Annotated in this window: 24 protein-coding genes and 1 tRNA gene; 20 read left to right on the plus strand and 5 right to left on the minus strand. The window is 39.7% G+C overall.

Annotation, left to right across the window (positions count from 1 at the left end; all coding sequences use genetic code 11):
- The first annotated feature begins 239 nt into the window (after positions 1-239).
- The 14 genes from ACGHCK_RS06000 to ACGHCK_RS06065 all read left to right on the plus strand — a co-directional run bounded on the left by ACGHCK_RS06000 (position 240) and on the right by ACGHCK_RS06065 (position 15,421).
- Complete coding sequence (locus ACGHCK_RS06000; RefSeq protein ID WP_394304506.1) at positions 240-818, plus strand: TetR/AcrR family transcriptional regulator; 579 nt, start codon at positions 240-242, stop codon at positions 816-818.
- A 157-nt stretch (positions 819-975) separates the two neighbouring features.
- Positions 976-4,086 (plus strand): DEAD/DEAH box helicase, encoded by a 3,111-nt coding sequence (locus tag ACGHCK_RS06005; protein WP_251422065.1) that lies wholly within the window; start codon positions 976-978, stop codon positions 4,084-4,086.
- Positions 4,087-4,218: 132 nt separating this feature from the next.
- Positions 4,219-4,848: a hypothetical protein gene (locus ACGHCK_RS06010; RefSeq protein WP_202231201.1), complete on the plus strand. Its 630-nt coding sequence runs from the start codon at positions 4,219-4,221 to the stop codon at positions 4,846-4,848.
- Between the two features lie 50 nt (positions 4,849-4,898).
- A complete protein-coding gene (gene murC, locus ACGHCK_RS06015) occupies positions 4,899-6,230 on the plus strand; it encodes a UDP-N-acetylmuramate--L-alanine ligase (RefSeq protein ID WP_202231202.1) in 1,332 nt (443 codons plus the stop codon).
- Positions 6,231-6,545: 315 nt separating this feature from the next.
- Positions 6,546-7,886: a DEAD/DEAH box helicase gene (locus tag ACGHCK_RS06020; RefSeq protein ID WP_251422068.1), complete on the plus strand. Its 1,341-nt coding sequence runs from the start codon at positions 6,546-6,548 to the stop codon at positions 7,884-7,886.
- Positions 7,886-8,479: a YdcF family protein gene (locus ACGHCK_RS06025; protein WP_202231204.1), complete on the plus strand. Its 594-nt coding sequence runs from the start codon at positions 7,886-7,888 to the stop codon at positions 8,477-8,479. Before ACGHCK_RS06020 ends, ACGHCK_RS06025 begins: the two co-directional genes overlap by 1 nt.
- A gap of 12 nt (positions 8,480-8,491) precedes the next feature.
- Positions 8,492-9,232, plus strand: coding sequence for a MurR/RpiR family transcriptional regulator (locus ACGHCK_RS06030; RefSeq protein ID WP_251422071.1), 741 nt, complete (start codon positions 8,492-8,494; stop codon positions 9,230-9,232).
- A gap of 226 nt (positions 9,233-9,458) precedes the next feature.
- Positions 9,459-9,785 (plus strand): PTS sugar transporter subunit IIB, encoded by a 327-nt coding sequence (locus ACGHCK_RS06035; protein WP_202231206.1) that lies wholly within the window; start codon positions 9,459-9,461, stop codon positions 9,783-9,785.
- A 29-nt stretch (positions 9,786-9,814) separates the two neighbouring features.
- On the plus strand, positions 9,815-11,155 hold the full coding sequence (locus ACGHCK_RS06040; protein ID WP_202231207.1) for a PTS sugar transporter subunit IIC: 1,341 nt from the start codon (positions 9,815-9,817) through the stop codon (positions 11,153-11,155).
- Between the two features lie 175 nt (positions 11,156-11,330).
- On the plus strand, positions 11,331-12,833 hold the full coding sequence (locus ACGHCK_RS06045) for a 6-phospho-beta-glucosidase (RefSeq protein ID WP_251422075.1): 1,503 nt from the start codon (positions 11,331-11,333) through the stop codon (positions 12,831-12,833).
- On the plus strand, positions 12,833-14,269 hold the full coding sequence (locus ACGHCK_RS06050; protein WP_271328262.1) for a glycoside hydrolase family 1 protein: 1,437 nt from the start codon (positions 12,833-12,835) through the stop codon (positions 14,267-14,269). The genes ACGHCK_RS06045 and ACGHCK_RS06050 overlap by 1 nt, the downstream gene beginning before the upstream one ends.
- Before the next feature lie 90 nt (positions 14,270-14,359).
- Complete coding sequence (locus ACGHCK_RS06055) at positions 14,360-14,680, plus strand: PTS sugar transporter subunit IIB (protein ID WP_251712123.1); 321 nt, start codon at positions 14,360-14,362, stop codon at positions 14,678-14,680.
- Between the two features lie 35 nt (positions 14,681-14,715).
- Positions 14,716-15,042 (plus strand): PTS lactose/cellobiose transporter subunit IIA, encoded by a 327-nt coding sequence (locus tag ACGHCK_RS06060; RefSeq protein ID WP_202231211.1) that lies wholly within the window; start codon positions 14,716-14,718, stop codon positions 15,040-15,042.
- Between the two features lie 308 nt (positions 15,043-15,350).
- Positions 15,351-15,421, plus strand: a tRNA-Cys gene (locus ACGHCK_RS06065).
- 124 nt (positions 15,422-15,545) lie between these two features.
- Here the strand turns inward: ACGHCK_RS06065 and ACGHCK_RS06070 are convergent.
- Together ACGHCK_RS06070 and ACGHCK_RS06075 are read right to left on the minus strand one after the other, a co-directional pair.
- The gene (locus ACGHCK_RS06070) at positions 15,546-15,710 is read right to left on the minus strand and encodes a hypothetical protein (RefSeq protein ID WP_202231212.1); all 165 of its coding nucleotides are present in this window, start codon (positions 15,708-15,710) and stop codon (positions 15,546-15,548) included.
- 122 nt (positions 15,711-15,832) lie between these two features.
- Positions 15,833-16,504: an NYN domain-containing protein gene (locus ACGHCK_RS06075; protein WP_202231213.1), complete on the minus strand. Its 672-nt coding sequence runs from the start codon at positions 16,502-16,504 to the stop codon at positions 15,833-15,835.
- 349 nt (positions 16,505-16,853) lie between these two features.
- Here ACGHCK_RS06075 and ACGHCK_RS06080 point away from each other — a divergent pair, with 349 nt between their 5' ends.
- On the plus strand, positions 16,854-16,955 hold the full coding sequence (locus ACGHCK_RS06080; RefSeq protein ID WP_202231214.1) for a type I toxin-antitoxin system Fst family toxin: 102 nt from the start codon (positions 16,854-16,856) through the stop codon (positions 16,953-16,955).
- A 307-nt stretch (positions 16,956-17,262) separates the two neighbouring features.
- On the opposite strand, the gene ACGHCK_RS06085 is transcribed toward ACGHCK_RS06080, so the two are convergent.
- On the minus strand, positions 17,263-18,204 hold the full coding sequence (locus tag ACGHCK_RS06085; RefSeq protein ID WP_202231215.1) for a polysaccharide deacetylase family protein: 942 nt from the start codon (positions 18,202-18,204) through the stop codon (positions 17,263-17,265).
- 346 nt (positions 18,205-18,550) lie between these two features.
- On the opposite strand from ACGHCK_RS06085, the gene ACGHCK_RS06090 reads away from it, so the two are divergent.
- Complete coding sequence (locus ACGHCK_RS06090; protein ID WP_394304507.1) at positions 18,551-20,182, plus strand: hypothetical protein; 1,632 nt, start codon at positions 18,551-18,553, stop codon at positions 20,180-20,182.
- 225 nt (positions 20,183-20,407) lie between these two features.
- Here ACGHCK_RS06090 and ACGHCK_RS06095 read toward each other — a convergent pair whose 3' ends face one another.
- On the minus strand, positions 20,408-21,034 hold the full coding sequence (locus ACGHCK_RS06095; RefSeq protein ID WP_271328121.1) for a copper homeostasis protein CutC: 627 nt from the start codon (positions 21,032-21,034) through the stop codon (positions 20,408-20,410).
- Between the two features lie 176 nt (positions 21,035-21,210).
- On the opposite strand from ACGHCK_RS06095, the gene ACGHCK_RS06100 reads away from it, so the two are divergent.
- Positions 21,211-22,032: a putative RNA methyltransferase gene (locus tag ACGHCK_RS06100; protein ID WP_251422405.1), complete on the plus strand. Its 822-nt coding sequence runs from the start codon at positions 21,211-21,213 to the stop codon at positions 22,030-22,032.
- A gap of 67 nt (positions 22,033-22,099) precedes the next feature.
- On the opposite strand, the gene ACGHCK_RS06105 is transcribed toward ACGHCK_RS06100, so the two are convergent.
- Positions 22,100-22,378, minus strand: a complete 279-nt coding sequence (locus ACGHCK_RS06105; protein ID WP_202231148.1) for a DUF3270 family protein — start codon at positions 22,376-22,378, stop codon at positions 22,100-22,102.
- Between the two features lie 207 nt (positions 22,379-22,585).
- Here ACGHCK_RS06105 and ACGHCK_RS06110 point away from each other — a divergent pair, with 207 nt between their 5' ends.
- The 3 genes from ACGHCK_RS06110 to ACGHCK_RS06120 all read left to right on the plus strand — a co-directional run bounded on the left by ACGHCK_RS06110 (position 22,586) and on the right by ACGHCK_RS06120 (position 25,783).
- Complete coding sequence (locus tag ACGHCK_RS06110; RefSeq protein ID WP_251422408.1) at positions 22,586-23,509, plus strand: peptidase U32 family protein; 924 nt, start codon at positions 22,586-22,588, stop codon at positions 23,507-23,509.
- A gap of 87 nt (positions 23,510-23,596) precedes the next feature.
- The gene (locus ACGHCK_RS06115; protein ID WP_202231150.1) at positions 23,597-24,886 is read left to right on the plus strand and encodes a peptidase U32 family protein; all 1,290 of its coding nucleotides are present in this window, start codon (positions 23,597-23,599) and stop codon (positions 24,884-24,886) included.
- A gap of 21 nt (positions 24,887-24,907) precedes the next feature.
- On the plus strand, positions 24,908-25,783 hold the full coding sequence (locus ACGHCK_RS06120) for an adenylyltransferase/cytidyltransferase family protein (protein WP_251422410.1): 876 nt from the start codon (positions 24,908-24,910) through the stop codon (positions 25,781-25,783).
- The last annotated feature ends 48 nt before the right edge of the window (positions 25,784-25,831 follow it).

The following is a 25,831-nucleotide window of genomic DNA, read 5'->3' on the forward strand; positions in this document are numbered from 1 at the left end:
GAATGTGTATTTCTTTATATTAAAATTAACACAATTCTCATGAAGTGTAAATCTGTTAAAAGTTGACACTCTGTATGAGTTGCGCGGTTTTCAAGCATCGAAAAATGCAATAACACAAGTTGTTTATTATCTTTAAATGAGTTTCTAGTTGCAAAGTGTCAACTTTTTTATTAAAATTATCCCTGAAGTCTTTTAATAAAAATTAATAATTAAAAAATTAAAGAGAAGGTGGACGAGAGATGGGGTTAGGAACACGTGAAAATATAATCAATTCCTTTTTCCGTTTAGCATTACAAGAGCCAAATAAACAGCATTTTACGCTAAGTGAAATCGCGAGAGAAGCGAATGTAAGCAGACAGGCTATTTATAAAAAGCATTATAAAAATACAGAGGAGATACTGGAAGACATCAGAAACAAAATGAATTTGGAAATATTTAAGCGCTTGGACAGCGCAGTTATGAAGGAAGAGGAATCACCATTTACATTTTTTGCGAAGGAAATTTTACCCATTGTCTATAAGTATAGGATTTGGTTTAGGGTCTTAACGACCACTTCTATGGATTCTTATTATGGAAGAATAGTTGAAACGAGGCTAAGTACATACTTTTTGCCATTTTTAGATGAAAATGATTCACGGAAGAAAATGCATGTGTCAGAAGAGTTCAAAGTAAGGATTATCTCTAAAAATATTATCAGCATTGTTACAGCTTGGCTGAACCAAGATTTTCCTGAACCACCAGAAGCTTTTTCGAAAACATTTTTGGAGTTACTGACAGCATCAAGTAATGACTTACTGAAAGATGAACACCGCTTATAAAAAGAGTTTTTATGGTCAAAAGCAAAGCTTCTTTTTCTGGAGACTGTCGTGAAAAAAGCTTTGAGATATGGTATAATATATGCACATTTTAATAGGATGAGTAAGAAAAAAGACGGAGAGTTGATGCAAGAAGGCATCAAAATAGGATAAAAATAAGATGAGCAGAATGATGCCGGCGCGCGTGCGCAGTGAGGGAATCGCCCTATACGATCAGGGGCTTTTGATGGATCCGTCAATAGAAGATTTTAAGCTTTCCGTTGATGTTGATGGAGAGCAGGTGATTTATGATATGGATGGCGCACAGGATTATTGTTCCTGTCCTGATTTTCAGCGTAATCATCGGTATTGTAAGCATATCGCTGCAGTTGAAGAATATCTCAAGAACGAAGCTAAAGAGAACAAAGTGGATAAGAAAAATCTGGAAAAGATAGAGTTGGTTGCAAATGATGACTTGGCTGCCAATGTCTCTTTTTTGGATGCTTTGAATGGTGAAACACAGGTAAGTTTTGGAGCAGATCAGTTTTCGCTTGAGGTATATGTTGAAGATAGTGCGCAACTTTATGATGTTTTCTCTATGGATTATTTCATGTATTTTGACTTGCGCCTATACAGTGAACGTCTAGGAAGAGCCTATGTCATCAAAGATATCCCTTATTTTTTGAGAACTTTACAAAATTTTGGGCAGTATTCATTGGGCGCCCTTCATTATGTTGATCTCTTTTTTGACAACTTTGATGAGGCCAGTCAGGATTTTTTAAACTTTCTGTTAAAGATTCATGGCAAGTTAGATACACAAATAGCTAATCAGCTCTATATCAAAAACGGACGCTATCTTAATTTTCCTTATCTTTTTATTGAGGAAGCTATGGACTTGGCCTCAAATCTGTCACGCTTTAGCCTAAGAATATTTGGAAGTTTGCTTAACTATTTTACGTTTGCTTCTTTAGACAAAGACTCGGAAATTTTCAAGTTCAGTGTTATGAGCCAAAGAGACTTTATTGAATTAAAGATTGAAGATCATGCGTTCAGTTCTTTTTATAGCGGTTCGCTCCTGTATTACAAGAACGTCTTTTATAAGGTCAACCATGAACAGAAACGTCTTTTACAGTTGGTTCAGAAGGAGTTGGAAGGTGAAAAACACAATCAATTTTCATACACGGATAAAGATAAGGTAGCTCAAGCCCTTCAGAAGCTTTCTACTCTAGGCCAAATCTCAGCACCTGAGAATTTTGTTATTCGTCCTTTTAGGCCTATTTTTTATTTTTCTAACCCTGACGGTCAGACTATCGAATTGTCTGTCCGGTTTGACTATGGCAATTTCCAAGTGTCCCATTTCCATGAGCTGGAAACTCTTGAATTTTCACGTGATTTACGCCTAGAAAATAAAATATTTACACTTATGGCGCGTTTTGGTTTTGCGCGTTCTTTTACAGGGAGTGTGACACTTTCGGCAGGATTTGCGGAAACCTTTTTCATCAACATTTTGCCACAATTTCAGAAGCTCGGCCAGGTGGAACTTTCACCTGCTTTGAAGGCTATGAGAGTTGATGAAGTTCCCGAAATCGTAATTGACCGTCGTGGGAGTTTGCTCGATATTGCCTTTGAAATGCCAAGTATCGGTGAAAATGAGTTTGCCGATGTCATTGCACAATTGCAAAATAATGCAGCGTATTATGTCAGTGAAAATGGCAAATTATTTATCTTTGACCAGAAATTTAGCCAGCTGAAGTCGGCTTTACGCGAGCTTGATGATAATTTTACTATCAGTGGAACGAGCTTGGAAGTCAATGTCACACGGAGTTTTCAGGTTTCTAAGATATTTGAGAATATATCAAGCAGCAGCTTTTCGGCAGAATTTAAGGCCTTCTATAAGCATTTGACACATCCGGAAACCTATCCTTACGAAAAACCTGAGCATGTGAAAGCAGAGTTGCGTAGCTATCAGGAAACGGGTGTACGTTGGATGTCTATGCTTACGCATTACCATTTGGGGGGCATTTTAGCGGATGACATGGGACTGGGGAAAACAATCCAGGCCATCACTTATCTGCTTTCAAATCTGAAGGAAGGTGAGACGGCTTTAGTTACTGCTCCCGCAAGTCTTATTTATAACTGGGCGAGTGAGTTTGAGCAGTTCACGGATAAGATTGATTATGTTGTTGTAGATGGGATGAAAATAGAACGTGATGCGATGATTCAGGGGAAACATCAAGTATACATTACAAGCTATGGAAGTTTCCTCAAAGACTTTGATGATTATCAGAGCAAGGAACTTGATTACCTTCTCCTAGATGAGGCGCAAGCTGTTAAAAACTACAGCAGCAAGACAAACAGAGCACTGAGTCAGCTCAATGTGGCACATACTTTTGCCTTGTCAGGAACACCACTGGAAAACCGTTTGGAAGAAATCTGGTCCATTTTCCAAGTCATCATGCCAGGTTTTTTGCCCAAGCGTGAGATATTCAATAAAATGTCACCAGAAGTTATTGCGCGTATCATACATCCTTTCATTATGCGCCGTAAAAAAGAAGATGTTTTGACAGAGTTGCCAGATAAGATGGAGATGACTTTGCGTAATCATATGGTTGAAGAGCAAAAACTTATCTACTTGGCGCAGCTGGAGCTGATGCAACGTTCGGTACGTCAAATGGACAGCGCAAGTCTTAAGAAATCGCGCATCGAAATTCTTGCAGGTATCACACGTCTTCGTCAAATTTGTAATACACCAGCTCTCTTCATGGAGAATTATGAAGGGGGCTCTGGTAAGCTTGATAGTTTGATGGAGCTTTTGGCGCAGGTCAAGGGCTCCGGTCATCGTCCCCTTATTTTTTCACAATTCACCAAAACTTTTCCTCATATTGAAGAAGCGATGGAAAAATTGGACCTTACAGCTTATAAGTTGACAGGGTCAACACCAGTAAAAGAGCGCTTAGAAATGGTTCAAGCTTTCAATGCGGGAAGTCGTGATGCTTTCCTTATCTCTCTTAAGGCAGGAGGAGTAGGCCTTAATCTTACCAGTGCAGATCTGGTTATCCTTGTTGATCTCTGGTGGAATCCAGCGGTAGAAGAACAAGCAATAGCACGAGCACATCGTATGGGGCAGAAAAGTACGGTTGAAGTCATTCGTTTGATTACACAAGGGACGATTGAGGAAAAAATAATGGAGATTCAAGAGCGTAAGAAGGGTTTGATTGCTAATGTTTTAGATGGGGATGTGATTGACAAGACACTCAGTGAAGCAGAAATCCGAGAAATTTTGGGACTATAACTTTAAAAATCACTGAAAATGCGATATAATAATAGTTGAATCATTTACCTAAGAAAAAAATAAGAAAAAATAAGCTTTTTAACGAATGTAAAGAAAAAGCTTTAAGACCAACAAAAATAAGTAGGACAAGCAATGAACCAAGGAAGAAGAGTTGTATTTCCAATCATCGATGATGATGAAATGCTTGAAAAAGATACACGTGTCATCATGACGAACTCACAGTTAATCACCAAAAATCCTAGTCAACAAGACGAGGCTTCTTTTAGTAATGTTCAAATGTCTGATAAAAAACGTTCGGATGTCTATAAGCCAATAAAAACTAAGGTTAGCTATAGTACACAGCATCGTCCGCTAAATAGCAATCATAGTGGTTACAGTTCTTTTGATAAGATGCCTAAAAAAACAAGTGTGGACGAGTCAAAAGAAAAAGCTAAAAGAGAAGCCGCAGTGCCTCCTAAACGTCCCAAAAACTATGTTCATCCTTTAGAGCGCGACAAGGATGACTTTTCTATGCGCCGTTCATCAGCAATACTTAATGCTTCTAAATCTCCCCTTGGTGAGAAAAAAGCAATTGAGCAAAAACCGATGTCTCCGAGGCGTCCGGTAAACAATAATCCTATTCGGGATATGAAAAAACGTGGTTTGAATCTTGATGAAGCAATTATTTCAGGTTCGCCCCAAAAAGTGGAAGATAAAAATAAAACTGCTAAAAATGAGTATTTTGACAATAAACGCAAGAACTTGTTTGATCGTGGACTTTAAATAAAAGAAGGAGAAAAGATTTCAGTTCCGGCTGAAATTTCTTATTTATCATGGAAAAAGTATATCATTTTATCGGAATTAAAGGCGCAGGTATGAGTGCACTCGCGCTTATGCTCCACCAAATGGGGAAAAAGGTTCAAGGATCTGATACGACAGATTACTACTTTACCCAACGAGGCCTTGAAGAAGCTGGAATTCCTCTCCTGCCTTTCGATGAGAAAAATATCACACCAGATGTCGAAATAATTGCGGGTAATGCTTTTCGTGTAGACAATAATATAGAAGTTGCTTTTGCTGAAAAAAATGGCTTTGACTTCAAGCGCTATCACGAATTTCTGGGGCACTTTATGGAAGACTTTATCAGCATCGGTGTGGCTGGCGCTCATGGAAAAACTTCAACTACAGGCATCCTTGCTCATGTTATGAAAAATGCTGCGGATACTTCATATTTGATTGGGGATGGTACAGGACGCGGGAACGCAGAGAGTAAGTATTTTGTTTTTGAGTCTGATGAATATGAGCGCCATTTCATGCCTTATCATCCAGAGTATACAATCATCACAAATGTTGACTTTGATCACCCAGACTACTTCCAAAATATTGAGGATGTCGCTTCTGCTTTCCAAGATTACGCTCAAAATATTAAAAAAGGTATTTTTGTTTTTGGTGAAGATCCTTATTTGCGTAAAATTAAGGCAGAAGTACCTATTTACTACTATGGTTTTGAAGATGGGGATGATTATCAAGCAAAGAATATTATTCGCTCCACACGTGGTTCATCATTTGACGCTTACTTCCGTGGTGAGAAGATAGGACACTTTGTTGTACCTGCTTATGGAAAGCACAACATTGCCAATGCTTTGGCTGTGGTCGGTGTGACACATCAGCTTGGCTTAGATATGAATGATATTGCTGATTATCTCTTGACTTTCTCCGGTGTAAAACGCCGCTTTACAGAGAAAAGGGTCGGGGAGACAATTATTATTGATGACTTTGCACATCATCCAACAGAAATTGAAGCGACTATCGATGCTGCACGCCAAAAATATCCAGATCGTGAAATCGTTGCTGTTTTCCAACCGCATACATTTACACGGACAATTGCTTTTGCAGATGAGTTTGCTCAAGTGCTGGATTCGGCAGATACGGTTTATCTTGCAGAAATTTATGGTTCAGCACGTGAAGTTGATCATCATGAAATCACGGCGCAAGACCTTGCAAATAAAGTGCGTAAACCTGCCCGTGTGATTTCGGTAGAAAATGTTTCACCTTTATTGGACCACGATCGTGGTGTTTATGTCTTTATGGGTGCTGGAAATATCCAACAATATGAAGTTGCCTTTGAAGATTTATTAAGTCAACTGACAAAAAATACTTTATAAGACTTAAGTTTATAAAGCGTTGGATTTTTTCTTATACACATATAAAATGAAAAAGAATATGAAGTAAATAGTCAGAGTTCGGTTTGACTATTTTTGCTTTGGTCAGGAGATGCTTCAGGGTTTTGAAACTGTTGGAAACAGGAAGGGCAGCCTATCAATGCCATTTCTAGAAATAATCCATGAGCTAAAACAGCTCCTTATGTGAAATGACTCTTTAAAGGAAACTTCTTTTTAAAGCGAAGTTTTTATGACAGAATTACACTTGAAACTTGACTCTGGTTTTATAAATACTTTATTCATGCTATAATAGGAGCTATGAAATTTACAGAATTTAACTTTAAGAATTATATCAATGAAACGCTTGAGGCAATCAAGTTTGTTTCGCCGACCCCCGTTCAGGAAAAACTGATTCCTGTCGTTTTATCAGGCCGTGATTTGGTAGGGGAATCTAAAACTGGTTCAGGAAAGACACATACTTTCTTACTCCCTATTTTCCAACAATTGAATACAGATCTTGATGAGGTCCAAGCTGTTATTACTGCGCCCTCACGTGAGCTTGCCACACAAATTTATCATGCTGCTCAAGAATTTGTTAAATTTAACGAGGCGATTCGAGTGGTGAACTATGTCGGAGGGACAGATAAGGCACGCCAGATTAAGAAGCTCGAAACAGCACAACCGCATATTGTTATTGGTACACCAGGGCGTATTCAAGATTTAATCAAGTCAGGGGCTTTGGATGTTCATACAGCCTCTACCTTTGTTGTTGATGAAGCGGACATGACTTTGGATATGGGCTTCTTGACGGATGTGGATAAGATTGCCGCAAGTTTTGGTAAAAAAGTACAAATGCTGGTCTTTTCTGCAACTATTCCTCAAAAATTGCAGCCTTTCCTCAAAAAATATTTGAATAATCCAGTTATGGAAAAGATTGCAACGAAAACGGTGATCTCAGATACGATTGAAAACTGGTTGATATCAACAAAAGGCGCCTCACATAATCAAATCTTGCTTCAGCTTTCAAAAGCAACAAATCCTTATATGGCAATGATTTTTGCAAATACAAAAGGTCGCGTGGATGATATTCACCATTTTCTTGTAAGTAATGGTATAAAAGTGGCTAAAATTCATGGGGATATTCCTCCACGTGAGCGCAAACGTACCATGGCCAGCATCAAAAACTTGGACTATCAGTTTGTTGTTGCTACAGATATTGCAGCACGCGGTATTGACATTGAAGGGGTGAGCCATGTTATTAATGACGAGCTTCCACGTGACCTGTCTTTCTTTGTTCACCGCGTGGGGCGTTCAGGGCGCAATGGCCTATCTGGAACGGCTATTACACTTTATAGCCCAGCAGATGACACAGCCATTCGTGAAATCGAAAAAATGGGAATAAGATTCCAACCTAAAGCTGTGAAGAACGGCGAAATTGTAGACTCCTATGATCGTGACCGTCGTGAAAAACGTACAGCCAAGACGGGTGAATTGTCTAACAAGTTACGTGGTCAACTGGCTAAAAGTAAGAAAAAGGTCAAACCAGGTTACAAACGTGCTCTAAAATGGGCTATAGAAGAAGAAAATATGAAAAAGCGTCGTGCAGAGTATAACAAAAATGCACGTAAGCAACGTGAAGCGCGTAAACAAAAATTTTAATGAAAAAATTCTTTAGGGTTTTAAATATAGTTCTTGCCTTGGGATGTGTTTATGCCTTATTTTGCCTAGGCTTGATTTTGAGTGCCTCTAATCATCGCCCAGAAAACATAGAGGGATTAGAAACGATAGTGGTTCTTGGAAGTCGAATCGCTCCAAATGGAAAACCAGAGCCGACGACTCAGGAGAGACTAGATGTGAGTTTGAAACTTGCGCAACAGCATCCACAAGCGCGTGTGATTGTTTCGGGTTATCAGAGTGCGGGTTCTCCCGTGACGGAAGCTGAAGGTATGGCGGACTATCTTAAAGCACATGGACTTAAGGCTAGTCGGATTATTGAGGAAAAGAAAGCGCGAAATACTGTTGAGAATTTCGCGTTTTCTAAAAAGTATGTTCGAGGGAAGGTACTCATTGTCACTAGTGATTTTCATTTGTATCGCAGCCTTTATTTGGCTTCAAAGTCAGGATATGAGAATTACCAAGGCTATGCTGCTGTAACTCGCACGTCTCCTCTGCGAGTTGCTGGGCATTATGCTAGAGAGACCTTGGCTCTGGGCTATTATTTAATTAAATTCACACTATTTTCAGCTGTATAAAGGAGTTTTCAGATGTTTCAGCCAGAACAGATAAGCAAGCTCAATGAGCTAGAAACGCTGGTTCTTGATTTTATCATAAAATCGCCAGAAAAGGTGCAAAAGTCAACCATTCGGAGTTTGGCAAGCCAGCTCCATGTTTCAACGACAACGATTGTAAGAATGAGTACAAAGTTAGGCTTTAATGGCTGGTCAGAACTAAAATTCTTTCTTAAAAATCAAAGCAAACCCAAAACAGCGGAAGAACAGCATTATGACAACATGTTAGAGTTTGACATGTTTTTACGTCGTATGAATTCCGAAAGTTATCAAAAACGTTTAAATGAAGCGGCAAAAATGATTGCTAAGGCAGATTATACTGTTTTTATGGGGATTGGAAATTCAGGTTCTTTGGCTGATTATGCATGTAAGTACTTTGTTAATGCTGGTTTGCGGGCCTTTGTCATCAATGATCCTTTTCAGGCCATTCAAATTAATGATACAGGAAATGTTATTGCTCTGATTCTCTCTGCTTCAGGAGAAACAATCCAGATTATCAATAAGGAGTTAGAATTTAAGCAGGAAGGAGCGCAAATCATTTCTTTAACTAATAATGAAGACAGTACAGTAGGGAGACTTGCAGACTTACAACTTTTTTATAACTTGACTCCAGAGTGGTCCAAACTTTATCCTTTAGGAAATTTGACAACTCAGTTGCCTGTTGTTGCCGTCCTTGAAGTTCTTGCGCATAAAACACTCCATTTTTTAGAAAATTGAAAAGGAGATTTGTTTCAAAAAGAGAAACATGTTTTAAAAAACTTGCGAATTTGTGCAAGTTTTTTTGCTTTTTTAAATAATGAAAATCTCAAAAACCGCGATTTTAAGCGTTTTTTATTTTGTTTCATTTTACAAAAACCGCAGAAGACCACGCATTGAAAGCCTTTTCTGAAAGCGTTATAATAATTATGAGCTCAAAAGAAAAAGAAAGGAGAAAGAGGAGGAAATGGCAGAAAAAGTTATTGCACTTGCATGTGCAGCAGGCATGTCTACTTCGCTGCTTGTTACCAAGATGCAGCAAGCAGCTAAAGAAGCAGGAAAAGACTATGAAATTTTTGCTAAATCAGTAGCAGAGATTGATAACATGTTAGTAGGTTCTGGAACAAATAAACCGGATGTGTTATTACTTGGTCCGCAAGTGGCCTACATGAAGGCAGAAGCCATAAAAAAAGCAGCTGCAGCAGGCGTTCCATGTGACGTCATCAAAATGCAGGATTACGGTATGATGAACGGCAAAAATGTAGTTGCGGCTGCAGAGGCCTTAATGCGTTAATATATAAAATAAAATTTTGGAGTATAAATATGAATAAATTTATCAATGAAAAACTAATGCCTCCAATGATGAAATTTTTGAATACAAAAGCCGTGACCGCGATTAAAAACGGTATGCTATATCCTATTCCTTTCATCATTATTGGGGCAATCTTCCTTATCTTAGCAAACTTCCCGCAACAAAATGTTGCAGATTGGATTTCACAGATTGGTTGGACACCGATTTTTAATCAAGCATATGCTGCATCATTTGGTATTATGGCCTTGTTTGCAACCTTTGGTATTGCTTATTCGTGGGTAAAAAGTGAAGGTTTTGAAGGCGCTTCTGCAGGGTTGACTGCTATTATCGTTATGGTTATGCTTCAACCAAGCTCCATTTCAACAGTGACTAAAATTATTGATGGTTCTGCTGTAGTTGGGGAATATCAAGTTAATGGAGTTATTGATGCGGCCTGGTTGGGCGGCAAAGGGATGATTCTTGCGATTGTAGGTGGTTTGCTTGTCGGCTGGTCATATTCTTGGTTCATGAAGAAAAACATCCGTATCAAACTTCCTGAACAAGTGCCAGCGAATGTTGCTGATTCGTTTGGGGCTTTGATTCCTGCATTTGCGATTACATTTGGCGCTATGTTGGTCTATGCCCTGTCTGTATTGACAACAGACCAAACACCAATTGAGTGGATTTATACTTTGATTCAAACACCATTGCAACATGTTGCAGATGGGCCTCTAGGTGTCTTCCTAATTGCTTTCCTCCCTGTGTTTATCTGGTGGTTTGGTGTGCATGGTGCAACAGTTATTGGCGGTATTATGAGTCCATTGCTTTTAGCAAATAACGCAGATAACCTTAAACTTTTCCAAGAAGGAAAGCTGTCACTTGAACATGGTGCACACATTGTAACGCAAGCTTTCATGGACCAATTTATTACAGTAACAGGTTCAGGAATGACTTTTGGTTTCGTTATCTTTATGATTTATCGTGCACGTTCCGTTCAAATGAGAACGATTGGGAAATTGACTCTGGCACCTGCATTCTTCAATATCAATGAGCCTGTACTCTTTGGTATGCCTATTGTCCTGAACCCAATCTTGGCTTTCCCGTTCTTGATTGCACCGCTGGTTTCAGGTTTCGGAACCTATGCAGCTATTGCACTACATATTATCCCTCCATTTAATGGGATGTATGTGCCTTGGACAACACCACCTATCCTTTCAGGTTTGATTGTTGGAGGTTGGCAAGGGGCTTTATGGCAGGCATTAATGATTTTTGTCACAGGGATTATTTATTGGCCATTTGCTAAGAAATATGATGCGATTCTTGTACAACAAGAAAAAGAAGCATACGAAGCAGAGCAAGCCGAACAAGCATAATAGAAAGTTGAGATTAAGCCAATGCTTGATCTCCCTTCTATAAATGTAATTTCACAAAGTGGCATATGAGATTATATTTATAGAGGGGAGCTGAGCGTTTAGAAAAGGGGAGGATGTTTAGAATGCAAAGAAACGCAGGTTCAAACCTTAGAATTAGAGAAAAGAGAGAGGAAAAATGACTTTAAGAAAAGATTTTCTGTGGGGCGGCGCGGTAGCTGCCCATCAACTTGAAGGTGGCTGGAAGGCTGGTGGAAAAGGTGTTTCCGTTGCTGATGTCATGACTGCTGGAGCAAATGGGGTTGAGCGTCGGATTACCGATGGGGTATTACCCGGTGAAAATTACCCTAATCATGAAGCCATTGACTTCTATCATCGTTATAAGGATGATGTCAAACTTTTTGCAGAATTGGGTGTGAATTGTTTCCGCACTTCCATTGCTTGGACGCGTATTTTCCCAAATGGGGATGAACAGGAACCAAATGAAGAAGGTTTACAATTTTACGATGATTTGTTTGATGAATGCTTGAAAAATGGTATCGAACCAGTCATTACGCTTTCGCACTTTGAAATGCCTTATCATTTGGTTACGGCATATGGAGGCTGGCGTAATCGTCAATTGATTGACTTCTTTGTAAGATTTGCTGAAGTCGTGATGACACGTTATAAAGATAAAGTCAAATATTGGATGACTTTTAACGAGATTAATAATCAGGCGAATTTTGACATGGATTTTGCCCCCTTTACTAACTCGGGCCTGAAGTTTGTGGAAGGTGAAAATCGTGAAAAGATTATGTATCAGGCTGCACACTATGAGCTGGTCGCTTCAGCACGGGTTGTTGAGCTCGGCCACAAAATTAATCCGGAGTTTCAAATAGGATGTATGATTGCCATGTGTCCTATCTATCCGGCGACATGTAAACCAGAAGATATGATGGCGGCGCAGATTGCGATGCAACGACGTCTATGGTTTACTGATGTGTATGCGCGTGGACATTATCCAAGCTATATTCTCAAATACTTTGAACGCAAAGGTTTTGACTTGGATATAACAGAAGAAGATATTAAAAAACTCGCTAAAGGAGAAGTAGATTATATCGGCTTTAGTTATTATATGAGTTTTGCCATCAAAGATCAGGCTGAAAAGATTGACCCAAGTCTTAAACTGAACTATATGCCAAGTACAGCTGAAAAATCGGAAAAGCAAGAGAAGCTAGGGGCTCCAACTTTTGATTATATTGAAAACCGAGATTTAGTAAAAAACCAATATGTCCAAGTGTCAGAATGGGGCTGGCAAATCGATCCATTAGGGCTACGCTACAGTTTGAACTGGTTCAATGAACGTTATGAAAAACCACTCTTTATCGTTGAAAATGGTTTTGGAGCCGTGGATAAAGTCGAAGAAGATGGCAGCATTCATGATCCATATCGTGTGGAATACTTGAAAGCCCACATTGAAGCGATGAAGGAGGCAGTGAACTACGATGGCGTGGACTTGATAGGTTATACACCTTGGGGCTTTATTGACCTTGTTTCTGCTGGAACAGGTGAAATGAAGAAACGTTATGGCTTTATTTATGTGGATAAAGATAACGAAGGAAATGGAACTTTGGAACGCTCGAAGAAAGATTCTTTTGCTTGGTACAGTAAAGTCATTGCCTCAAATGGAGAGGAACTATAATGGAACATAAAAAACTTAAAGCTTTCCCGAAAAACTTTTTATGGGGCTCTGCATCAGCGGCTTATCAAGTTGAGGGGGCACATGATGAAGATGGCAAAGGACTTTCTGTTTGGGATAATTTTGTCCGAATTCCGGGGAAAACATTTCAAGGAACAACTGGTGATATAGCTGTTGATCACTATCATCGCTATAAGGAAGACGTGGCACTTATGGCAGAAATGGGACTGAAATCCTACCGTTTCTCGATTGCTTGGACACGTATTTTTCCTGAAGGACGAGGAGAAATCAACAGAAAAGGTTTGAAATTTTATACGGACCTAGTAGACGAACTGCTTGCACATGATATTGAACCTGTGGTCACCCTTTACCATTGGGATTTGCCTCAGGCTTTGGAAGATGAGTACCGTGGGTGGGAAAGTCGTCGAATCATTGAGGATTTTGTCAATTATGCTGAAACTTTATTTATAGCCTTCAAAGGAAAAGTAAAATATTGGGTTTCCCTTAATGAGCAAAATATTTTTACTCAGCACGGCTGGGTATTAGCGACACATCCGCCGGGGAAGGTTGATATGAAACTGTTTTATCAGGTGAATCACCATGCAAACTTAGCAAATGCAGCAGTTATCAATAAATTTCATGATATGGCAATGCCGGGGCAAATAGGTCCTTCCTTTGCCTACACGCCGAACTATGCGATAGATGCAAATCCTCTTAATGTTTTAGCTGCTGAAAATGCCGAAGAAATGCTTGCGCACTTTTGGATGGATGTTTATTGTTATGGGGAGTATCCCATCGCAGCTTTAAGTTATCTTAAAGAAAATGACTTGATGTTTGAAACAGAAGTAAGTGATTTTGAACTGTTAAAGTCCGCCAAACCTGATTTTTTAGGGATTAATTACTATCAAACTGCTGCAAATGCGTGGAATCCAAAAGAAGGTGGGGTAACTCTGGGTAAAATGAACACGACTGGTGTCAAGGGCTCTGGTGGTGAGCAAGGGATTCCGGGACTGTACAAGCGCGTGACTAATCCAGCTGTTGAGCGGACAAACTGGGATTGGGAAATAGACCCTGTAGGTTTGCGGATTGCATTACGCCGTATCACTAGCCGCTATCGTATCCCAGTGATGATTACGGAAAATGGTCTTGGAGAATATGATAAGTTGGAATCTGGAAAAGTTCATGATGCCCACCGGATCAACTATCTAGAAGCTCACGTGAAAGCCATAAAAGAAGCAATGTCAGATGGTGCTCAGGTTATAGGTTATCATACATGGTCTTATACAGATTTGTTAAGTTGGCTGAATGGTTATCAAAAACGCTATGGCTTCGTTTATGTTGACCAAGATGAGCGTATGGAAGGGAGTTTAAAACGAATTCCTAAAGATTCTTATTACTGGTATAAGAGCTTAATCGAAAATAATGGTGATTACTTATAAAATACCTTGTCTTCATTAGTGAGAGCACTTGCAAAACAGAAATGAAAGCGGTATACTTAAAACTATAAAAGAAAAAGGGGAAAAATTAATATGGCTGATAAAATAATCGCTTTGGCTTGTGCAGCGGGGATGTCCACATCTCTTTTGGTTTCAAAAATGCAAAAAGCAGCTGCAGACAAGGGAAAAGACTACGAAATTTTTGCAAAATCAACAGCGGATATTGACAATATGCTCGCTGCCAATCCTAAACCAGATGTTCTTCTTTTAGGACCACAAGTAGGCTTCATGAAGGCAGAAGTACAAAAGAAAGCAGCTGCCGCTGATGTGCCGATGGATGTGATAAAAATGCAAGATTATGGCATGATGCGAGGAGATAAAGTCCTAGAAGCAGCAGAAGCACTGATGAAGTAAAACAGAGATAAAGATTAGGAAATAAAGGGGATGTAATGAACGAAGAAAGAATGGAAATTGTGATGGGCATTATCATGCATGGAGGAAATGCTAAAGGTCTGGCCTTTCAAGCAATCCAACAGGCAAAAGAAGGAGATTTTGAAGCAGCAGAAAAGTCCCTTCAGGAGTCTAATCAAGAGTTGCTTCAAGCCCATGATGTTCAGACAGATATGTTGACGAAGGAAGCACAGGGTATCCATACAGAAATAGACCTCTATATGGTACATGCTCAAGACCATCTGATGAACGCAATTACCTTCAAAGACTTGGCTGGTGAAATCATCGGTCAGGAAAAACGTATTCAAGCGCTGGAAAACCAGTAATATAATAGACAAAAACTTTGAGAAAAATAAACGATTTGGGACAACATTCCCAAAAGTGAAAAAGTACTCAAGCCCATACATAAGAATGGTGAGGTTGAGTACTTTTTGTTTTTACATGTATTCTGGGCTATTGATTGCTCTGAAGCACCAAGAGTTGGCTCAAAAACGCGTGATGTTCAAGAGAAGATATACATTCGTCTTTAGCAGGTGCTTGTTAAAATGGAAGAATGAAACAGGAATTTGATGGGGAAAAAGCCACAAAAGTTCTTGCTTTTACGCTTAGATTTCGATATAATGATTAATGTTGTGGCGGCATAGCCAAGTGGTAAGGCATGGCTCTGCAAAAGCTTGATCGTCGGTTCAAATCCGTCTGCCGCCTTTCCTAATGCATTGTATTATAGTGTATTATATTAAAAACCGCTTAATAGAGCGGTTTTTGTGTTTCAAAAATCAAGTAAAGTCATACATGCTCAAAATAATCATATATCATATAGGGTAATGTCTCATGCAAATTGTGACTCGTTTTTAAGTTCGGTCTTCGCTTTATCAGCTGCTTCAATTACATCAGCTTTGGTTCTAAAGCCACCTTTTGTGAGTGGTGGTTTATTTTCTTTTGCTCTTGAAATTGTAAATTCCCATGTTTTTCCACGCTTTCTGAAACTTGCCATAATTTCATTTAACTCCTTTTTTCTTGTAAAACGGAGTACAAGAAAAGACACAAGTGCCGTGTTGTTTTTGTACTTAATCTAAAGCCGTTCCGCAGTCGCCAAACTTGGGTGGCTTTTTTGTTTTAATATCTCTTGATGTAATCATTATCGCAGGTTCTTCGACCATCAATATGCATTGATAATGAGTCCTTGATATTATTTCCCAAGGAATCAAGCATAAAATCAATCCCTTCTCTACGTGCTAATTTTGCAGCCGGAACAAAATCACTATCGCCTGCTATGAGAACAATTTTATCAACTTGGTTTTTGAAAGCAAGGGTAGCTATATCTAACCCAATACGCATATCAACGCCTTTTTGTTGAACATTCAATGATAAATCATGTTCTTGTAAATCTTCGATTTTCTTAGAACCTTTAAGAAGTTTTTTAGTTGTTTCTGCCTTTATGTTATAAGCAGCGCTACCATCGCTAAGTTCTCCAAATCTTAAAGCGACTTTTCTTTTTCGTGAAAGTTCACTATAAAAATCCTCTGCCCATTTTTTGCTATCTAATCGAGAAAAATCTATATTTTTCTTGGTTAATGGATGGTAGACAACTTTATTGAGCGGTGCACTGTCGTAGTAGAAAATACGATATAATTCATCATATTCGTCCTCTTTATGTATGCCTTTAAGATGGCGTAAGCAGTAACCGTAAAGCTCATCAGCTTTTTCTTTTGCTGTTTTATGTCCTTTAACATTATTCGATATTCTGCGATAAAATCCACCATCTACTAATATTGCAACTTTAGTCATTTTTTCTCCTTAAAATACAAAAATCTCCTGACCTCAACCTTTCCCGGATATGTGGGGGGTTTACTATCAAGAGATGATTTAACTATATTAATTGTGCAATCTTGATGCACAAGATTAGTCTATCAATTCTTGAATGACTTGTCAAATGTTATGTTTGATGTACATATCTTGTAGAGAAAGATTTCTTGGCACTCCTAATTTCTTAGATGTGTAGTTTAAAACCGTCCTGAACTTTGGAAAGTCTAGGGGTGGATTTTTTGGTTTTAACCGATAGACTTGTCAGACTATGCTATAATAACTTTCGGCGCACCTTTCTGATGCAATCACGTCTTAGAAAGGAGGTGAGTTTATGCTCATTACAATATTCGTATCAGTTGTCGCTCCGATAGTGGTCGGAGTAGTCCTTGAGCTGGTCAAGGATTGGTTGAAAGACCGACGTAAGCGCCGTTAGTCCACTATTTCGCCCCTTTGCCAGAGGGGCATTTTTTGCTGTTTGAAATTTGAAAAACAAAAAACCGAGGAAATTTGCCAGTCCTCGGTTTAAGCGGTGAGCAATGCTCACTACAATATTCGTTGAAACCATTATATCATAACGACCGAGTTTGTCAAATTTTGTGAGTCGCCAAGGCTTAGGCGCCTTAAATATACACCTACATGACTTTACATGATTATGAAAACCGCTTAATAGAGAGGTTTTTGTGTTTGTGAAAAATTATTTTTAGGTCGAAATTAAGTCCGTTCTTCTGTGATAAGCTTGATTATTTTTCAATCGTGTTTTCTGTATTATAGACGGTAGATTGTTCAAGCATTTTCAACAAGTCATTGGGTGTTGTTGTATCTAACATTCTATAGCGAGGAAGCATAAGAAGTCCGTCACTCTCTTTAGCATCAGATTCGATAGCACCATTACGCCCAGGATCAAGAACCCCAAATTTATAGCCAAGTTTATCAGCAATATTAAGCGTATCTTGATTGTATCCACCAGCTGGGTAACAGATCATATCGGTATTCTGGTTTAGCTCTTTGTCTAAATCTGATTTGGACTTCAAAAGTTCCTCTTGCTGTTGTTCGGCAGTTTGTAGACCTAGATCAAAGTGTTGGGCTGTATGGCTTCCAAAATCCACTAGCCCGCTTTCTTTCATCTCTTTGATTTGGTCCCATGTAAGGATTCCACCTTGTCCGTTATTCACATAATCTGTAATAATAAATGAGGTGGCGTGCATGTTATATTTTTTTAGTAATGGGAAAATTCTTGTGTACATTGTAACGGAGCCATCGTCAAATGTGAGCCAGACCAGTTTATTATCCAACTTTTCCTTTTTTGTTAGCAACTGCTGTGCTTCGGCAGCACTGACAGTTTTGTAGTTGTTTTCTTTTAGGGCCTTTAGTTGATTTTCGAAAGCCACAATGTCTATATTATTAGAATCTTGAGGGAGCTCATCAGAATTTGAAGTAACATAATGATACATTAATATAGGCAAGTGATTTTCGTCTTTAGAAAGCAACACTTTCTTTTCAGAGGAATTTTTTGAAACAGTATTTTTTTCTTTTGAAGCAATATTTGCTACAGAGTTTTCAGCCTTTTTATCAGCTTGTTTTTGATTGAGGAAGACATACACAATCACGCCTATTATCAAAACCAAAAGCAGTAATAAAATTTTGGTCATACTTTTTTTCTTTCGGCGATCTTTCCTTTTCATATTCTTTCACTCCCTTTAATTATTTTATCTACACCTTATTTTAACAAATTTGCACGAATTAGAAAAATGTGGAGTAGAGAGGGAAAGTGCTGCAAGAAAATGTAAGTAATGAACTTCATAGAGGAGGTTCTAACTTAGTAAGGTTTTTTAGGTTTAGCAGTTTCACATTTCCAGCAGAGAAGACCAAGCAAGCCCCAATCCAAACCAAGCACCCTTTTCTCATCAAACACTCATTTCATTTGACCTTTTTTTTTTTTTATACTATAGACTCAGAAAGTAAACGTAACATTAGAAATATAAATGTAAAGAAAAATCTAAACCAAACGTTACGTCAAAGGAGGAGTTTATGACACCAGAAAAGAAAAACCAACGGCGGCTGCGCAACCTCGCGTTCCTGTCCCTCTTATTGCTCTTGGTAGGCGGTACCTTCGCCTTCCAAGCCTTCAACCAGCGGGCCATCAATGACCGCATCCGAGAAAACATCCCCGGAGGCCGCGTCCACGACTACTACAACCGTGACACCGAAAACAAGGACGTCTTCGTGGAGAACTATGGCAATGTGCCCCTCATGGCCCGTATCCGCCTCTCCGAGTTCATGGAGAAACGCTCAACAGGAGATACAGACTTCACCCCTATAGTGAACGGCACCATCCGTGACCAAGTGGACACTTGGACGGTCATGCGTCCCTCAGAAACCAACCTGAACACCCGTGTAGATGACTCGGCAGCCTTCAACACCTACTCTAACCTGACCTTTGGTTGGAGCCGTTCAGGTCAAGATGCCCCATGGTTTATGCCGACCTTCAACCGGGACAACCAAGACCTGATGACAGCAGCCGCAGGACATGCCCGTGACTGGCTCACAAGTACAGCCACAGACGGGGTAACAGACGGCGCTACTCACCCCGGAGATGGTACAGATGCCTACTGGTCCTCTGGCGGCAGCTTTGACAATAGCGGTCCAGTTTGGCCGGGCGAAGAAGTCAGCCATGATGCAGCCCAAAACCTGCAACAAGAGCGTGCCCCGATGACCATCAGCCAGTGGGCAGCCTTGCCTAATAACCTGAAAGTTGGGAACTTCTGGGTCATCGACCACCAAACAGGTTGGGCTTACTGGGCCAATCAACTCCAAGCAGGAGAGACCACCTCTTACCTCTTGGATGCAGCACAGATGACCGCAGCAGCGAATGCTATCCCGGGAGAATATTACTACGGTATCCATGTGGACGGGCAACTGATCAGTCCTGACCGTATCAATGATTTCTTGGCTGCAGATGGAAGCTTTACCCACCATGATGACTTGTCTGACTTCTTGACAGCTGTACAGAATGGTTCCATTGATAACAACTGGGGGAACCCGGGACCAGATGACAATGTCCAACCCGACCAAATCAACTTTAGTATCATGGCACCGGGAACTATCTTCACCATGGCTAATGAGCAGTATCGTTATTTGGAGAATCAAGGTGGTGGGAATCATTTGATTATCCGGAATGAAAGTATACGTTCCGTGAGTTTTGAAGGAAAAGACACAGCATTAAACACTTGGTATGATGCTCTTGATTTAACAGTCCAAATGATGGTTCAACCTGTTGCGAATAGCTTTACAGTGGGAAATGTAACGGCAAATGATATTATTTGGGAGGGAGAGTTTAGATGGCGACCAACGAATTTAAATGACTTCCCAGTTGTCGCGGCAGACATTACCCAAGTTGACACAAGCGGTGCCCCTCGTGCCTTTGCACTCTCATTAGCAGATGTGACACGTTTATCCGGATCAGGGCTAGCTTTCTCTAACCACGATGAACGGGTGGGCTCTAATGATACTTATTGGGCTCTTCGAACCTTTGCTGATTCAAACAATGAATTTAATTGGCAAATATCTAATGCTGCTGGTTACGGACGGTTGCATTCAACTCGGACTAACACAGTAAGTTCTTCTGGAGGGATTCGTCCAGCCCTTATTGTTCAACAATAACTGAGCAAAAGGAGCAGTTGAAAAGTGATAAAAAATAACTGGTGAGGCAAATAAGAAGCAAAGCTATTTAAAATAAACTTCCGAGAAATAAAGAAAAAGCTCGTCTTTAATCGCGGCTGTGAAAAAGGCGAGTTTGTCTAAGAAACACAAAACAAGGAATCGTGAGCATTGAGCGATTCCTTGTTTTATTTGTCATGATTTTTATTATCGTTTCTAAGCAGTCTCTCATTCTGAAAGAATTTTTGTACCGTGTACGAAATTTGTTCCAGTCAAACTTGCGTATTCTTCAAAGTTATCAACAGTTACACCACCACCGATAATAATCGTGATTTTACCTTGGGCATATTGCACCAGTTCTGCGATTTTGGCTGTATTGAGAGGCTTATCTAAGCTGTCACCGTGCATGAGAATTTTGTCCACGCCTGCTTCAATCAGAGTATCAATAGCTTCATACTGATCTTCGATTTCATCAAAAGCCATGTGGAAAGTAACAGGAAGTCCCTGTGAGGCGACCATGAGTGTTTCGAGAGCTTCGGTATCAATCTTATTGTCTTCTGTCAAGGCACCCCAAACTAGGTTTTGAGCCCCTGCTTCAATAGCTTTTAAGATATCATTTTCCATGATTTTTAATTCATAGGAATTATAAACAAAATTCCCCCCACGTGGACGGATGATGACAGCTAAAGTAGTTTTTTGATCACCGATAAATTCAGCCGCTTGTTGAATCACGCCGTAGCTTGGTGTTGTTCCTCCGACAGTAAGGTTATCACAAAGTTCTATACGTTCGACTCCAGCAGCAACGGCACGAGGGATTTCAGTAAAGTTTTCGACACAAAGTTCACGAATAATCATATCATCTATTTTTCCTTTTCTGGCTTTTTATATATTATAGCAAAAAGAAAATGGGTTATGAAAAAATGAAAACGATCGAAAAAGAGAGTGAGAGACTTTATTTGGATTTATTATTCTGACTTCAGCTGGCAGAGTTTTAAAATTTAAAGCTTGGAGCTAAATGTTATAATAAAACCATGTTAAAAAAAATCGAGAAAGCTTATCTATACTTAGAAAAAAATATAGATAATCTACGCTGCCCTTTATGTCACCATTCTTTTACTTTGGAGCCTTATGCGCTCCGCTGCGACAAAAATCATACCTTTAATTTGAATAAAAAAGGCTATGTGAACTTCTTGCAAACGAAGCCCGATACGGCACACTATACGAAAAGGATGTTTGAGCCGAGGCGTCGTTTGATTGCTGCTGGGATGTACACGCCGGTACTGGAAGAAATTGAAAAACATCTGCAAGCAGGAAATCTTCTTGATGTTGGAACCGGTGAGGGAAAGTTTTTAAAGTTGCTGTCTCTTGAAGGGAATAAGTTTGGCTTTGATATTGCAAGAGACGGGATTGAGATGGCGACAGATTTGCCTTTTTCAGTCTTCCTCAGTTTGGCTGATCTGACAAATCTTCCTTTTGCAGATGCCTCCATGTCAACCGTATTAAATATCTTTAGTCCTTCAAATTACGAGGAATTTAAACGCGTTTTAAAGAATGAAGGGAAAATCATCAAAATCATACCAGACAGGTTTTACTTGCAAGAGTTACGTGCCGTTTATGGTCTGCCTATAGATTATGACAACAGTGACGTTATTCAACGCTTTAAGCAGGAATACCCAGATGCTTTACAAAAAGAATTGCATTACTGTTTTGAGTTGCCAGAAGAGCTGTATCTGGATTTTCTGGAAATGAGCCCTCTAGAATGGGCTGCTTCTTCTGAAGTAAAGGAGAAAGCGAGAGAAAAGCCACCAACTCAGGCAACAATCCATGTCCAAGTTTTAATTGGAACAAAATAAAAAACCTCAACTGAGGTTTTTGTGCTATTTTGACTTTGAGCTAGCTTTTACTAGGAATTAAAAATTATTATTTTGTGATGAGGTAAACAAGTTTTTTAATCCCCTTCTTACAGAGAAGAAAAACGATAAAACCAACGACAAGTGCAGCTGGAACAGCGACTAGACTACTTGTTACTGTGGTGAAAATGTAAATCATCATTGCCATGATAATTGAAAAGCTGGCAACGTTGAGAAAGAAAGTTAGCTCATGCACACGTTTATTAAGGTGCGTTTGTTCGGAGTTCAGCTCATCATACGAATAATATTCCTGTTTTTCATAAAAATCGTTTAAATTTTTTAATTCCATATTTACTTCCTAAGTTTTCCCGATAATTAAGTTCTATATTACATGATAACAAATTATGCAAATGTTTGCAAGGTGATTTCGTAACAAATGTTACAATTCATTTGAGAAAAAAATAAAATACAGTAAAAATCAGCTGTTCAGACCTTGTCAGAGTATGATATTTCTGATGAAAGGCAGCTTTGTTGCTTTTTTGTTATAATTGAGATTATGATTAAAATTACTACAACAGCAGAAAGTGTGGAGCAAGCCAAAGCGCTCCTTGAAGCTGGAACTGACAATCTTTATATTGGTGAAGCTGAGTTTGGCTTGCGTTTACCCACGGCACTTAGCTATGAAGAAATACGAGAAATTACTGCTTTGGCGCATGAGGCAGGAAAGACAGTTACTGTTGCGGTGAATGCCTTGATGCACGTGGATATGATGGCTAAAATCAAACCCTTCTTAGACTTCTTGCAAGAAATTAGAGTAGACAAGATAGCGGTGGGAGATGCAGGTGTCATTTTTGTCCTTCAAAGAGACAAGTATAATCTACCCTTTGTTTATGATGCTTCAACGATGGTTACATCAAGCCGTCAGGTAAATTTTTGGGCAGGACAAGGGGCTGTAGAAGCTGTTTTAGCTCGCGAGCTTCCCAAGGCAGAACTTGAAGCGATGACGGGAAATCTGGAAGTGCCGGGAGAAATTCTAGTCTACGGTGCGACGGTCATTCATCAAAGTAAGCGTCCTTTGATTCAGAATTACTATAATTTTATCAAGACAAAGGAAACTGGCAAAGACCGCGAGCGTAATCTTTTTGTCTCGGAGCCTAAAAAAGAGGATACCCATTACAGTATTTTTGAAGACAATCATGGGACACATATCTTTGCCAACGACGATCTTAATATGATGAGTGAACTGTCAGACTTGACGAAAATGGGCTTTGACCACTGGAAACTTGACGGGATTTATACACGTGGTGATGTTTTTGTTCAAGTAACAAAACGATTTATTGAGGCGAAAAAATGTATTGAAGCAGGAGAGTTTACAGCAGATAAAGCCTTTCAACTCGAAGAAGAAGTTCGCAAATTGCATCCAGCTGGACGGACTTTATCTCATGGTTTCTATGATTTTGACCCGAACGAAATTAAATAAAAACGAGTTGTAGCTAAGTTTAAAAAATAAAAAAAGTTTTGGTCGGCAGACCTTATCAAAAATCTTATCTTGAAAATAGGAGAAAAAATGCAAAAAAATTATACAAGACCTGAGGTACTTGCACCGGCAGGCACACTCGAAAAGCTTAAAGTCGCTATTGATTATGGTGCAGATGCTGTGTATATTGGCGGTCAAGCCTATGGTTTACGCTCACGTGCGGGAAATTTCACCTTTGAAGAAATGCGTGAGGGAGTTGAATATGCAGCTGCACACAATGCCAAAGTTTATGTTGCAGCAAACATGGTGACACATGAGGGAAATGAAGAAGGAGCAGGCGAGTGGTTCCGTACCCTGCGTGATTTAGGAATATCTGCGGTTATCGTTTCCGACCCAGCACTAATTGCCATCTGTGCTGCAGAAGCACCTGGCCTTCCTATCCATCTGTCTACCCAGTCTTCAGCAACGAACTATGAAACTCTGGAATTCTGGAAAGGGCTAGGTTTAGAGCGTGTGGTATTGGCGCGCGAGGTTTCTATGGAAGAATTAGCGGAAATCCGGAAACATACGACTGTTGAAATCGAAGCCTTTGTTCACGGGGCCATGTGTATTTCCTACAGCGGACGCTGCGTTCTTTCAAACTATATGAGTATGCGTGATGCTAACCGTGGAGGATGCTCTCAGTCTTGCCGCTGGAAATATGACCTTTATGATATGCCTTTTGGCAGGGAACGTAAGTCCATCAATGGAGAAATTCCTGAAGAGTTCTCAATGTCAGCTGTTGACATGAGTATGATTGAACATATTCCAGATATGATTAAAAATGGTGTAAATTCTCTAAAAATTGAAGGGCGTATGAAGTCTATTCATTATGTTTCTACAGTTTCTAACGTTTACAAAGCAGCTATCGATGCTTATCTCGAAAGTCCTGAAAAGTTTGAAGAAATCAAGCAGGATCTGATTGATGAACTGTGGAAGGTTGCACAGCGTGAACTAGATACAGGCTTTTATTACGGTATTCCTGATGAAAACAAGCAACTCTTTGGCGCACGTCGCAAGATTCCAGAATACAAGTTTATCGGAGAAGTTGTGGCATACGATGCAGAGCGCAAAGTGGCGACGATTCGCCAGCGTAATGTGATTACAGAGGGGGACACGATTGAGTTTTATGGACCAGGTTTCCGTCATTCTGAAACCACAATCCAAAACTTGCGTTTAGCAGAAACCGGTGAACCAATTGATCGCGCACCAAACCCAATGACACTTTTGTATATTGATGTGGAAACCCCTGTGAAGCCTGGTGACATGATTCGGAAATCAGGGGCTGGTTTAATCAACCTCTATGATAAATCAGGCGCAGCAAAGACTGTCCGTGCCTAAAAAATAGAGTAAGGGCATGCAATGATTGAAAAGAAAAAACTGGGTGTTTATTTTGGTACATTTGCTCCTTTGCATAAAGGGCATCAGCAGCAAATATACAAGTGCGCGGCGCTTAATGATCAAGTGCTTTTGGTTGTATCAGGTTATGCAAAGGATAGAGGAGATAAGATTGGTTTACCTCTGGAGCAGCGCTATCGTTACTTGCAAGAAGCTTTTGCAGATGAGGCTGATATTTCTGTTGCAAAGTTGGATGAAACAGACTTGCCACCAATGCCTCAAGGCTGGGACGATTGGTTTTCTCGCTTGCTGGAATTGCTAAAAGATTATGACAGTCAGAGGATTACCTTTTATGTAGGGGAGCCTGATTATGTGACAGAGTTGCAGGCTCGTTTTCCGAAAGACGAACGCGAGTACAGGGTAGAAATTGCAGACAGACAAGATGTCAAGATATCGGCAACAGAAATCCGTGAAGATCCTTTGCTGCATTGGCAGGATATAAATCCTGTTTTTCGCCGTCATTTTACTAAAATTGTTGGAGTTGTTGGAGGGAAGCAGAGTGGTAAGACAACCTTAGCTCGACGTTTAGCGCGCTCTTTTAACGATGCGCCTTTTGCAAAAGACATTGAAAAGGCTCTTGTTTCTTCGGGAAATCAGGGATTGGTCTTTATTGATAATAACTTAGCACCAAACATGGACTTGGTTCTCCTCATTCCCTCAAATAAAGACGCCTCTCTTTTGAAAGAGATAGAGAAGCAGGGGTTGACAGATAAAATGGTATGTTTGGATGATAAGGAAACAGCTCGTGATACTCATGCTTATCTCAGCCGTTACTATCATGCCATTGATGTGATTGGTCAATATACGGGCGTTAAAATTGAACGTTTAAAATATGAGTAGAAAAAGGTAGACATCAGTATCTAGAGTCTAGGAAAATGCAGACATGTG

The sequence above is a fragment of the Lactococcus muris genome (assembly GCF_042849115.1).
GTDB lineage: Bacteria > Bacillota > Bacilli > Lactobacillales > Streptococcaceae > Lactococcus > Lactococcus muris.

What these genes read in the sequence shown, in the direction of transcription:
- ACGHCK_RS06115 (WP_202231150.1), top strand. Translation starts at nt 23,597, where the DNA reads ATGCAAAAAAATTATACAAGACCTGAGGTACTTGCACCGGCAGGCACA.
- ACGHCK_RS06035 (WP_202231206.1), top strand. Translation starts at nt 9,459, where the DNA reads ATGGCAGAAAAAGTTATTGCACTTGCATGTGCAGCAGGCATGTCTACT.
- ACGHCK_RS06110 (WP_251422408.1), top strand. Translation starts at nt 22,586, where the DNA reads ATGATTAAAATTACTACAACAGCAGAAAGTGTGGAGCAAGCCAAAGCG.
- ACGHCK_RS06120 (WP_251422410.1), top strand. Translation starts at nt 24,908, where the DNA reads ATGATTGAAAAGAAAAAACTGGGTGTTTATTTTGGTACATTTGCTCCT.
- ACGHCK_RS06050 (WP_271328262.1), top strand. Translation starts at nt 12,833, where the DNA reads ATGGAACATAAAAAACTTAAAGCTTTCCCGAAAAACTTTTTATGGGGC.
- ACGHCK_RS06095 (WP_271328121.1), bottom strand. Translation starts at nt 21,034, where the DNA reads ATGATTATTCGTGAACTTTGTGTCGAAAACTTTACTGAAATCCCTCGT.
- ACGHCK_RS06075 (WP_202231213.1), bottom strand. Translation starts at nt 16,504, where the DNA reads ATGACTAAAGTTGCAATATTAGTAGATGGTGGATTTTATCGCAGAATA.
- ACGHCK_RS06020 (WP_251422068.1), top strand. Translation starts at nt 6,546, where the DNA reads ATGAAATTTACAGAATTTAACTTTAAGAATTATATCAATGAAACGCTT.
- ACGHCK_RS06025 (WP_202231204.1), top strand. Translation starts at nt 7,886, where the DNA reads ATGAAAAAATTCTTTAGGGTTTTAAATATAGTTCTTGCCTTGGGATGT.
- ACGHCK_RS06010 (WP_202231201.1), top strand. Translation starts at nt 4,219, where the DNA reads ATGAACCAAGGAAGAAGAGTTGTATTTCCAATCATCGATGATGATGAA.
- ACGHCK_RS06030 (WP_251422071.1), top strand. Translation starts at nt 8,492, where the DNA reads ATGTTTCAGCCAGAACAGATAAGCAAGCTCAATGAGCTAGAAACGCTG.
- ACGHCK_RS06080 (WP_202231214.1), top strand. Translation starts at nt 16,854, where the DNA reads ATGCTCATTACAATATTCGTATCAGTTGTCGCTCCGATAGTGGTCGGA.
- ACGHCK_RS06000 (WP_394304506.1), top strand. Translation starts at nt 240, where the DNA reads ATGGGGTTAGGAACACGTGAAAATATAATCAATTCCTTTTTCCGTTTA.
- ACGHCK_RS06100 (WP_251422405.1), top strand. Translation starts at nt 21,211, where the DNA reads ATGTTAAAAAAAATCGAGAAAGCTTATCTATACTTAGAAAAAAATATA.
- ACGHCK_RS06060 (WP_202231211.1), top strand. Translation starts at nt 14,716, where the DNA reads ATGAACGAAGAAAGAATGGAAATTGTGATGGGCATTATCATGCATGGA.
- ACGHCK_RS06055 (WP_251712123.1), top strand. Translation starts at nt 14,360, where the DNA reads ATGGCTGATAAAATAATCGCTTTGGCTTGTGCAGCGGGGATGTCCACA.
- ACGHCK_RS06040 (WP_202231207.1), top strand. Translation starts at nt 9,815, where the DNA reads ATGAATAAATTTATCAATGAAAAACTAATGCCTCCAATGATGAAATTT.
- ACGHCK_RS06105 (WP_202231148.1), bottom strand. Translation starts at nt 22,378, where the DNA reads ATGGAATTAAAAAATTTAAACGATTTTTATGAAAAACAGGAATATTAT.
- murC (WP_202231202.1), top strand. Translation starts at nt 4,899, where the DNA reads ATGGAAAAAGTATATCATTTTATCGGAATTAAAGGCGCAGGTATGAGT.
- ACGHCK_RS06045 (WP_251422075.1), top strand. Translation starts at nt 11,331, where the DNA reads ATGACTTTAAGAAAAGATTTTCTGTGGGGCGGCGCGGTAGCTGCCCAT.
- ACGHCK_RS06070 (WP_202231212.1), bottom strand. Translation starts at nt 15,710, where the DNA reads ATGGCAAGTTTCAGAAAGCGTGGAAAAACATGGGAATTTACAATTTCA.
- ACGHCK_RS06005 (WP_251422065.1), top strand. Translation starts at nt 976, where the DNA reads ATGAGCAGAATGATGCCGGCGCGCGTGCGCAGTGAGGGAATCGCCCTA.
- ACGHCK_RS06090 (WP_394304507.1), top strand. Translation starts at nt 18,551, where the DNA reads ATGACACCAGAAAAGAAAAACCAACGGCGGCTGCGCAACCTCGCGTTC.
- ACGHCK_RS06085 (WP_202231215.1), bottom strand. Translation starts at nt 18,204, where the DNA reads ATGAAAAGGAAAGATCGCCGAAAGAAAAAAAGTATGACCAAAATTTTA.